The sequence below is a fragment of the Rhodohalobacter sp. 8-1 genome, from assembly GCF_038150125.1.
GTDB lineage: Bacteria > Bacteroidota > Rhodothermia > Balneolales > Balneolaceae > SW132.
This window is the reverse complement of record NZ_JBBVMF010000039.1, coordinates 1-10,259: the sequence shown is the minus strand read 5'-3', so window position 1 is coordinate 10,259 and position 10,259 is coordinate 1. Positions and strand designations below refer to the sequence as shown.

General features: G+C 44.0%; 9 protein-coding genes. 6 read left to right on the top strand and 3 right to left on the bottom strand.

The annotated features are described in order from the left end of the window. Positions 1-1,307: 1,307 nt before the first annotated feature. The 3 genes from AABW11_RS19855 to AABW11_RS19845 form a co-directional block, all read right to left on the bottom strand. Positions 1,308-2,048: a porin family protein gene (locus tag AABW11_RS19855; RefSeq protein ID WP_340107080.1), complete on the bottom strand. Its 741-nt coding sequence runs from the start codon at positions 2,046-2,048 to the stop codon at positions 1,308-1,310. Positions 2,049-3,128: 1,080 nt separating this feature from the next. Next, positions 3,129-3,440, bottom strand: a complete 312-nt coding sequence (locus AABW11_RS19850) for a type II toxin-antitoxin system RelE/ParE family toxin (RefSeq protein WP_340107079.1) — start codon at positions 3,438-3,440, stop codon at positions 3,129-3,131. After that, complete coding sequence (locus AABW11_RS19845) at positions 3,422-3,664, bottom strand: hypothetical protein (RefSeq protein ID WP_340107078.1); 243 nt, start codon at positions 3,662-3,664, stop codon at positions 3,422-3,424. Before AABW11_RS19845 ends, AABW11_RS19850 begins: the two co-directional genes overlap by 19 nt. 538 nt (positions 3,665-4,202) lie before the next feature. Here AABW11_RS19845 and AABW11_RS19840 point away from each other — a divergent pair. The 6 genes from AABW11_RS19840 (at position 4,203) to AABW11_RS19820 (ending at position 10,188) form a co-directional block, all read left to right on the top strand. Continuing rightward, the gene (locus AABW11_RS19840; protein ID WP_340107077.1) at positions 4,203-4,412 is read left to right on the top strand and encodes a hypothetical protein; all 210 of its coding nucleotides are present in this window, start codon (positions 4,203-4,205) and stop codon (positions 4,410-4,412) included. Further along, complete coding sequence (locus AABW11_RS20250) at positions 4,409-4,723, top strand: type II toxin-antitoxin system RelE/ParE family toxin (RefSeq protein ID WP_445263812.1); 315 nt, start codon at positions 4,409-4,411, stop codon at positions 4,721-4,723. Before AABW11_RS19840 ends, AABW11_RS20250 begins: the two co-directional genes overlap by 4 nt. Positions 4,724-5,728: 1,005 nt before the next feature. Continuing rightward, positions 5,729-7,525, top strand: a complete 1,797-nt coding sequence (locus AABW11_RS19835) for a hypothetical protein (protein WP_340107076.1) — start codon at positions 5,729-5,731, stop codon at positions 7,523-7,525. 1,521 nt (positions 7,526-9,046) lie between these two features. Then, on the top strand, positions 9,047-9,304 hold the full coding sequence (locus tag AABW11_RS19830) for an AbrB/MazE/SpoVT family DNA-binding domain-containing protein (protein WP_340107075.1): 258 nt from the start codon (positions 9,047-9,049) through the stop codon (positions 9,302-9,304). Continuing rightward, a complete protein-coding gene (locus AABW11_RS19825) occupies positions 9,298-9,633 on the top strand; it encodes a type II toxin-antitoxin system PemK/MazF family toxin (protein WP_340107074.1) in 336 nt (111 codons plus the stop codon). The genes AABW11_RS19830 and AABW11_RS19825 overlap by 7 nt, the downstream gene beginning before the upstream one ends. Before the next feature lie 348 nt (positions 9,634-9,981). Further along, positions 9,982-10,188, top strand: a complete 207-nt coding sequence (locus tag AABW11_RS19820) for a hypothetical protein (protein ID WP_340107073.1) — start codon at positions 9,982-9,984, stop codon at positions 10,186-10,188. Positions 10,189-10,259: the final 71 nt, after the last annotated feature.

Here is a 10,259-nt window from a genome sequence, read left to right as displayed (position 1 = left end):
TAAACGGTTTCGCGCCTGTGCGAAACAAAAAGCCCCGACAGGGGCGACAGCTCAGTAGCCCCGTACCCGAAGGATCACTATGTGACAAGCGCCGTGTTGTTTCGGCGCGCAGTGCGGGGTAAGAGAAGGTAGGCGTTTCAAGCACCCCGAGGCAGTTTATTTCGCAGAAGAAACCAATCCAGTCGAAGGGGGATCAGATGATCTAATCCGTGGATTTATCATGGCCTGAGTATGTGCGTTTTGAGCGTTAAGTCTACCCGGAAGACCGCATACTACTCACCACCGCAAATCGCATACTATCCCTGAATCAGGGAACGTACGCTGTCACTTCTAAAATAGTGTTGCCTTGCTTTTAGGCAAAATTAGTTGCTACCAATGACAGGTTGTAAAACGTGCTGTTATTGGGCTTTAATCTACGGTTACATCTTTATGAGCTCCTATTTTGTTTGTGTCAATGTGCATCCGGTTTCACGCCTGCGCGTAACAAAAAGCCCCGGTAGGGGCGACAGCTTGGTAGCCTCGTACCCGAAGGATCACTATGTGACAAGCGCCGTGTTGTTTCCCAAAGGGATGCCTGCGGCGTCGGCGCGCAGTGCGGGGTAAGAGAAAGCAGGTGTCGCAAGTCCCCGAGGCATTTGATTCTGCAGAAGAATTGAATTCAGTCGAAGGGGAGTTCGAATGATGAAAACCGTGGATGTCACATGAGCTGAAGGGGTGCTTTTGAAATTTAAATTTACCCGGAACACCTCACACTACCCACCACTCGCAAAACGCATAGTGCTTTCGGATCGGAAAACGCACCCTGTCACTTTTCAAATGGTGTTGCCCGTTTTTGGGCAAGATTAGTTGCTACCAATGACAGATTGTAAACATGACGTTTTCTCCCCATACTTTTCCCGAAGGGACTGGTGGGCCGCCACCCCGCGGGAGCGGGAATAAAAGAAGAGAGTATGCATGCCGAAGGCATCACTATGTGGAAAACTCCTGGCTATGATGGCTTCCGGGCACGGTTTGCCCCGCACGGTTACACTTTGAGAATGCTCACCTTGTGAGCGCTCAAACTGATTTCTCCCGTGCCTGCCCTCCGAAGCCTTGGCGCAGTTAGGGCTGTGGTGCAACCCATGCTATACCTCCACCCATCAAGGCCGGACACCTTTCTCCTAACCGATATTATTGGAAATGTAATATAGATTTTCCCTGTTACCTCTTAAATGGTGTTGTACTGTTCTGCCTTGCTTTTGTGGCAAGATTGGTGGCTACTAATGACTTAATTCCTTATTTCAAACCCGGCAACAGCGGGCAGCGGTTTAAAAAAGGAAATATCCTGTGAAGGAGATGGCAAAATTTTGTGGTTTGAAAGTGAAGTTTTCGGCATCTCCCGAATCGATGACTGAGAAATGTATCCGGCCTTCCATGCCTACTTTAGTGGCGTAACCGTGTTCAAATCCCGTTCCCACCACTACACCGGCATCGAAGTCTGAATACTGGTCTATAATATCGTTTGAAAAGGAGCCGGAAAAGTCAATGCCGATAGGCGCACCGGAATTTATGCCGCTGAACTGTGCATCCAGAAGGTACCCGCCGAAGGCCCCTCCGGTAAAGTGGTAGGTGGTCACGGACGGCTGACGGCCGTAAATGATTCGCTCGGGAGGTGCAGTAGTAAACTGAAAAAGAACGGGGAGCTGAAAATAGAGCAGTTCTGTCCGACTGTCCGTCTGGAAATTGAATCCCCTGAGTTCGAACGCTTCTGAATAGCTGGCTCCGTAGCGGCTCAAGTTGGGTTCAGCCTGCAGGCGGAAACGCCTCGTGAGTTTATGCCTGACAATGAACCCTGCATTAAAACTGGTTGTAAAATTGGGCGTAAATTCGAGATTAATATCATTGGATACAAACCTGAAATTATTGAGGTGCGAAGAGGAACCAATGCTTCCCGTGATCCCAAAGGAAGTTCTCGAGGGCTGGGTCTGCTGAGATTTAGAAACAGTAGTAAAAAGCAAAGATAGTGCTAAAAGTACTATTACTGATAACAGGTAATGTTTATTCTGCATTGCAAATCCGGAATTGTGTAAATGAATCGGTATGTATAGTCCGACGATTAAAAATAGTTTCTATACGGTTTTTTTAAAATAAGGCATCCCGCAGGGCTGCGCCAACTTTAAAGCTATCAAATGTAACAATAAATGTTTACAGCTGTCATTATTATTAGCAAGATGTAATGGAGGTAATGTTATCGGGTAGAAAGCCGTATTAGTTTAGCGCTGGTAGTTGATGTAGCTCGGGTCGCTGACCCGAGGGGGAGAGTGAGAGAGTGAGAGAGTGAGGGAGTGAGGGAGTGAGGGAGTGATGGAGTGATGGGGAGAGGACCTGACAGCATGGCCGTGCCAGTGTTTTTCTGGTCCGGATCTTCGGGATTTTCGGCCTTCTGCCTGTGGACAACTATGTGGCAAGAGTCTCTACGTAGCTCGAGGCGCCTGACCCGAGGGGGGTAAGAATCCAGAGAATGCAACATGCATGTTTACAACCCTCTGCCCCGTCTACCCAAGTCTGTCTCGTCGCATTTCGTCAGCCGATGGATCGCTATGGAGGCTGTTTCCTCCCGCCCCTAAGGGAATAGGGGAGGTTAACTCGGTATTCGAGCTACAAGCCAAATAAGGAGTTCCTTTCTCCCGCTAAAGCAGGATTTCGGCAAGCTCAACATGCGGAGGGCGCATTTCCCGACGATGGGGCGCAAGTCCGACTCCCGGCGGAAGTGGTCAGCCCCAACGGGATCCTTTGGGTTCGATACCTATTTCAAAATCGTTAATTCCGAAAAATGATGGTGTATATAGACGTGTTAAATTGAAATCAATATTTTTGAAACTGCCAGACTACGGTTCGGCATTTCTTCAGCCGGTAAATCATCTTAGAGGTAGTACAAAATCCTGAAACGGTCAGCAGGAAATGCATTTTCAGGAAATGCATTTTATAGTGTGGACTTGGAACGTGTTTCATCATAACGGTTCTCAACTATGAGCTGTAGGGAATTTATGTCAAATCTTATCGTTTAAGAACTGACCTTTGATTTATATATTGTCTTTTTGTTTAATTAACTAAACCCCAAAAACTTATAGCGATGTTGCGTAATGCTATTATTTATTCTCCAATATTTTCAAAAGTTTTTCAGGGTCTTGTCGATTATCCCAAAAAGCTGTTATGATGATTTCATCATCAGAAACTTTGAAATAGATGCTGAAATTTCCCAAAGAAGCCACTCTTACGTCCTTAAAATCGGTTGCTTTGTAAATCAACGGCTTTTCGGCAATTTGCTTTGTTCTTTCCGAAACCAATTTCAAAAGTTTTTTTGAATAAGTAGTGGACCTGTTTCTTTTAACCCAATATTCTAAAATCCCAACGAATTGGAGGTCGGCTGTTCTTGTCCAAATTACATTTCGTTTAGCCATTCCAGATTTCTTTTATCCATCGCTTCTTGGGAAATCAGATTTCCACTTTGGATGTCCTCTTCGCTCATTTCTAACATTATTTTTTGCTCTTTGGTCAAATCAACGATTTCAGATTCAGAAGAACTTGAAGAAATCAATTTGTCAAGTGCTTCCAGAAAGTCTTTGTTTTTTATGGATATAATTTTATCAATCAATCCATTTCTTAATTTATCAACTGTTGCCATTTTGATCTATTTTTGAGTGCTGGATTTCATAGGTTTTTCTGATGCTACACAGCTCATTTATTCATGCGCATTACATACCAATATAGAAGTATAGGCGAACATTTGTTGCGGATAATTGATACTGTTGTTTTAGTTTAGGCTTTTTGTTTTTTACCTTAAAAACTACAACCTGACCATTCCAGAAGATTTTATGCTATACATTACACATAGGAAGCGGGGCAGCCACGCCGCTCTACGTAGCTCGGGTCGCCTGATCCGAGGGGGCAACAATGTATAAAATGGCAGAGAACATTTTTCCATCATCAATAAAAGCGAAAACTTTTCCTCTTACAAAATTTGATATTGTGAAAATCTCAGAGGAAGCGGGTCAGCGACCCGCTCTACGTACAGCAGCTCTCTTCGTTCGCGGTCTTGCAGGTTGCTTGTTTAGGAGTTATAGAGCTAACCAATAATCTCAATTAATGCATTGATTTTATACGATAAGATAACTTCAATAACGGTAGTTGTCTTCCGGTATGAAAATATTTAACTTTACTTTATGACAATAGAACAAAAAAAAATATCACTTATTAACTGGATAACAACTCTTGAAGATGAGTTGATTCTGGATCAAATGGTAGAATTTAAGGATCATTCCCTGGATGAACTTCCTGTTGCTATTGTTCAGCTGTTAAAAATGGCAGAGGCTGAACCTGACGAAAAACTTGTAAAACATACAAGTGCTAAAGAGTTTCTGAAAATGAAATGAAAGACGTTCAGTGGACGGAAACAGCCCGAAAAACGCTGCAAGAAACTTCAAATTATATCCTTGAATTATGGAGTAATGATGTCAACGAAGAGTTTGTTAAGCAACTTGATTATCGGATAACACAGCTTCAAAATAATCCCCACCTCGCTCCCACTTTCGAGAAGTCTCAAATCAGACGACTGCTAATACATAGAACTGTCTCCCTATTTTATGTAGATACTCCACAATTTATCAAAATTCTTGTAATTTGGGATAATCGACAAGACGCAGATAGACTCTTGGTTAAGTTAACGGATGCCAACAGAACCTGATCGTTATAATGTTCGTTACTCCAGCATAGATTTTATGCTATGCGTTACTTATAAGAAGTGGGTCAGCGACGCCGCTCTAAGTACAGCAGCTCTCTTCGTTCGCGGTCTTGCAGGTTGCTTGGTAAAGCGTCCCTTTCCTCCGCTATAGCAGGTTTTGGCAAGCTCAACATGCAGAGGGTGCTTTTGCCGACAACGGGGCAAGTCCGACTCCCGGCGGAAGAGGTCAGTCCCTACGGGATTCCTGTGGAAGAGAGGGTTCGGAAGAGGGGCGGCGACTCGGCTCAGCGTACCGCAACTCTGCCAGCAGCTCTCTTCGTTCGCGGTCTTGCAGGTTGCTTGGTAAAGCGTCCCTTTACTCTGCTATAGAAGGGTTTTGGCAAGCTCAGCATGGCCATATCCCCCGTCTGCTCCCTGCATCTTGCACCCTGTGCCCTGAACCTTGCAACCTGCCCCATGAATCGGACGCTTCAAGGAGCTCTCTCCGTTCGCACGCTTGGAGGTCCTGAGACTTGCACCTTGCGTCCCACGCCCTGCACCTTGTACCCTGTAATCTTTCACCTACTAACCCTGCCTACAAAGAATCACCTACAATAAAAAGCGTGGTATACGTGTTTGGTATAGTCTTTGGATAGGGAAAAGTGCGTTTGGCAATAATAAAAAAATCTTAAAGGTTTTCGGCCTTTCGCGGTTCAATGGATGAATGATATTTTTTGAATCGATAATAATCACCGTTTAAAAACCCTGGCACTTGGATTTTACCACAGTTAAGACATTATAATCGTACTGAGGAGCTTTATTCCCATTGTTTTTACTATTTTTCTGTCGGGCTGATTACATAGAAACAGCTCTCAGAAAAAGATGAAAAAGCAAATGATACAGCGGCTTTATATCTTAATATATCACTCATGATTGGGTTCATATATATAAGGGTAGACGGAATGATTTAACTTACGAGGGAACATTTTGCCAAAATCAGAGAATATAGACTTAAATAAAAGACAGAAAATGTACGACGGACTTATTAAATATCAGCTACTTGCACTTGCAGCACTTTTCTTGTTTGTCTCATGTGGCGATGACAATGGAATCAATATAATTGATCCGGGACTTACGGATGATAATTCCGAACTGCTTGTTGTTGACGGCGGCGAAAATGCAACCCTGGATGTTATGAAGGGAGAGGCCAGCTATTTTAATCTTGCTGTGAGGAATACGGGCTCTAACAGGCACATCTCCACCGGTATCAAAAATGGATGGACACTCCAGTGGAAATCACCTGTACAACATGATACCACGTATGAGGGCGTCACTCTCTACTCCACGTATAATGAAGATTATTGGAAACCGCTTAACTACCTGCTAAATAATAAAGAAGAGATTAAGGATAACATCCCCGGCGCAGGTTATCGGGAAATTCAGGCTGCTGTCTGGATGCTGCTCGATTTTACCGAGTTTAGCCCCGAGTCTTCAAATGCTGCGGAACTTCCGGAAGACATGCGGGTGAACGGCGAGTACAATTTTGACCTTTCAAAAACGCAGCAAATTGTTGATATGGCTCTGGCCGGCGGCAATGGGTTTCAATATACCCCGAGCGCAACGTATGCAGTTGTTGCCAAGTCATCATCAAATAATGCAATCGTTATTATCGAAGATTCATTCTATGCATTTGAAGTCGTGGACCTGAGAGAACAATATGATATGGTGGTTGCATGGGATGTTAATGACCACGGCCAAATTGCGGGCGGAAATCTTTTTGTTGAAGCAGACGGAACCGCGGTAAGCATGGGTAACATTTTTGCCCGTTCAATGAATAACAGCGGACAGGTTGTGGGAAACAGCGGTCAGCATGCTGTCTATTGGGACGCGTCGGGCGGACTTATTGAACTGAGCTCACCAAACGATAGTGACCGCAGCCAGGCAAATGATATTAACGATAAAGGCGATATAGCCGGCGAAATTGTTACCGAGCACCTGCTCTATGAAGATGAAGATTACGGCGATGTTTACGAAGAAGAGTATCACAGTTTCTTATGGAGCGAATCGGCCGGTGATCAATCTGTAAGCAGTGATGGCTGGGCCTTTGGCATCAACAATTTTGGAGATGTTGTCGGGCTGGATTACACGGTAAACAACCGGGCGTACATCTGGAACAGTCAGGCCGGGTTGGAAAGTTTGGGATCGTTTTTTGGATTTGGTTCAGCCAGGGGACACGCTGTAAACAACAGCCGCCATGTGGTAGGATCGGTGCTTGTGACGCAGGATGATGCGGCGGTAAGTTCAGCGACCTCAACTGAAGCAGAACAGCGGATGAAGCAGTTTGATCTTGAAATCAAAAAGTCGAACCTTGATGGTGTCTATGCCCGGGAGCATATCCTTGAAATGATGCGGTCATCAAGCCTTGAGATGGAAGTTCAGTCATTTGGTAAGTCACTTCAGGCAGATGCGTCTGTTCTTAGCCGCACATTTGCATCAAAAATGAAATCTGTTTCATACCAGTCAGAAGCATTTATCTGGGATGAAAGTCAGGGTATGATGAGCCTTGGAACCCTTGGCGGCGACTGGAGCACGGCCTGGGATATTAACGATCACGGACAGGTTGTGGGATACAGCAGTATTGGCAATAGTGAGTCCCGCGCATTTTTCTGGGATGAAGAGAATGGCCTGGTTGAGCTGCCAACACTCGGCGGAAACAGCCTTGCCCGCGCCATCAACAACGAGGGCCAGATTGTAGGATACAGTTACGACGAATCCGGTAACTTTTACCCGGTGATGTGGAATGTATCCATCCGGGAGACGCCATAAGATAGGGTTCTACCGGAAAGTTTGTGGGTTGATGGCAAAATATGAGAATAATCGCTTTGAACATGTCAAAAATTCCTAAAATGATCGGTTATTGCTTTTACAGATCCTTCTCTTCGCCATCAACTACAATGGCTCGATCAGGATGACACGCTCGTTGGTTAGTACGGGGGCGGCGTGAGCCCAGTCGTCAATTTCAATATCGCATTGTCATCACGCCGCCCAAAAACCCAGCCTAATCATTGTCATTCTGAATAAAACGGTGGTTTTCCGTTTTGTGAAGAATCTGCAAAAGCAACATGTTTTGCCCTATCTGATATCTGGGTTATCCTTCTGAATAACTTATCTGGTCTTATTAAACTATGCATAGGATTATTACATGTACCCACAAACTTTCCGGCAGATGCCATAAAATAGTTAAGATATTATAGAAACAGTTTTGAAAGCGGATTCTGTGCATCATTCCTGATGCAGCAAGCACGCTTTTTTGTTTTAGGGTTCTTGCATTCAGTGATAAATAAGGCTTTTTCAGAGCCATTTAAAAAGCAATCGGTACTTGCATTCAGGCGACTTAACAAGACCCCCGTTGGGGTCTGATTTTATAGCTGTATCCATGATTAAGCGTTATGGCTACCTGATAATAAAATTGTTGACAAAATCACTAATGTTGCAACTCTCAATAGATGGGGACCCTATTCCAACACGAATCAACATGAAATCAAAAAGAGCTATGACTGTCCCTCAGGTAACACTTTGTTTGCGGGGTCGTCACCCACAACAGTCTTGACTTCCGGAATTTTTAGGGGCAAATTTTTGATCATTGATTATTAATGACCCACGGTTATAAATGTGGTATTTGGGGATCCCGCCATCGATAGTAGCATATTTTTGAACCATATTTGCAGGGAAAATCAATAAGAGTGGACGGATCGGTGTGAAGGTAAAGTTTATAAAATCAGCTCGCATTCAGCAACCGGGCGGGTCACCTGCGCATTCGAATCAAAGGTGCTCGTTTAATAACCTTGAAAGACATTCATCGTCTTTTCCAACATCCGGACCAGCCCGCTCAGTGGTGGCATATCCTTAGCTCCATTAGTTCAAAAAGTGAATCTGTGGGATTGAGAGTTGTTCCATATAATAGAGAGCCGTAGGTGCGACATTAGCCAGGCTATGTATTACTCATGAAATTCGAACAGATAGTCTGAATCATAATCCACATCAAAGAAGCTGATGAGAAAATTGCGCCGACTTAAATGACATACTATTTTGGACTATTACTTTACTCATGTGAAAACACCGTTACCTAATACTTCATATTGTAAATATACCGACCCGTGAATAGTTCGATTCAACTGAACGCTCCAAATCCTGTTTGCCATCGAAATTTCGTATCGTTGGGCACCTTCCGATTTGCAAACGCTAGAGAATTGGAAGGTAAGCGGCTCAATAAAATTTCTTTCCATTCGTTGAAATGTAAGTACATTGTAATTATATTAAAATGTGAATTCACAAGACATCGAGGCCATGAAAACAAAAATAATTCGTATTGGGAACTCGCAGGGCGTTCGAATTCCAAAACCTCTGATTGAAGAAAGCGGAATTACCGAAGAAATAGAGATGATTCTCAGAGACAATGAGATTGTTCTTCGTTCGGCTGAAACCATTCGTAAAGGCTGGGAAGAGTCATTCGAAAAAATGGCTGAACAAGGAGATGATGTCTTATTAGATCAAGAAGAAATAAAAATTCTATCCGATTGGGACGAAACTGAGTGGACATGGTAGAAAGAGGTTCGGTCCGAAGGTTTGAAGTACATCTGATTTCACTCGATCCAACAAAAGGTTCTGAAATCAAAAAAACTCGTCCCTGCATAATTATTTCTCCGGATGAAATGAATAAGCATATCAGAACCGTAATTATCGCACCGATGACTTCCACAATCAAAAATTACCCAACGCGGGTGACGACTATATTTCAAGGTAAAAGAGGGCAAATAGTTTTAGATCAAATTCGTACAGTAGATAAAAGTCGTTTGGTCAAAAAACTTGGTTCAATCAGCAGTCCAGCCGGAGAGAAAGTACTCAGTGTGTTGCAGGAAATGTTTGCTCCGTAGATTCTCCCACTTAACAAACTTTTCTCCCAAGGAGTCTTTTGGACAACTGGATTTTGCCGCTATAAAAATTTTCTAAGTTGCAGTATCTATTGCTTATCACCATTTTCGTATCTCTAAATGGCAAAACCGATTAAACGCCAAACCGTTATATCCCGAATGAGAACCGACACCGGATGGATGGCTTAAAACCAATGATGATATGCCGCACCTGCGGCGCTCTTCATTAGTCGCTGACCCATTTAGCCCATGGCCCCACCGCAGCGCAGTGGCCATGGGCTACGGGCTTATCGCACCTATGGTGCTCCCCTGAGTTCCGCACTTATCCGGTGTTGAAAATTTTGGTCAGTGATGATTAATAACCATCGGTATAAAAGTAGATTTTGGGTGTTCCAATGCGGAAGTCAGGAAAATGTCCTGGTTGAGCTGCCAACGCTCGGCGGTAACAGCCTTGCCCGCGCCATCAGCAATGAGGGACAGATTGTAGGATACAGTTACGACGAATCGGGCAATTTCTGCCCGGTGATGTGGAAGGTATCTATTCGGCAGGTGCCATAAGATATTTAGGTTCTTATATAAAAAAGAAAGTCAAGAACATACTTCCCCCATGACGTTCCCATGGAAAGTTT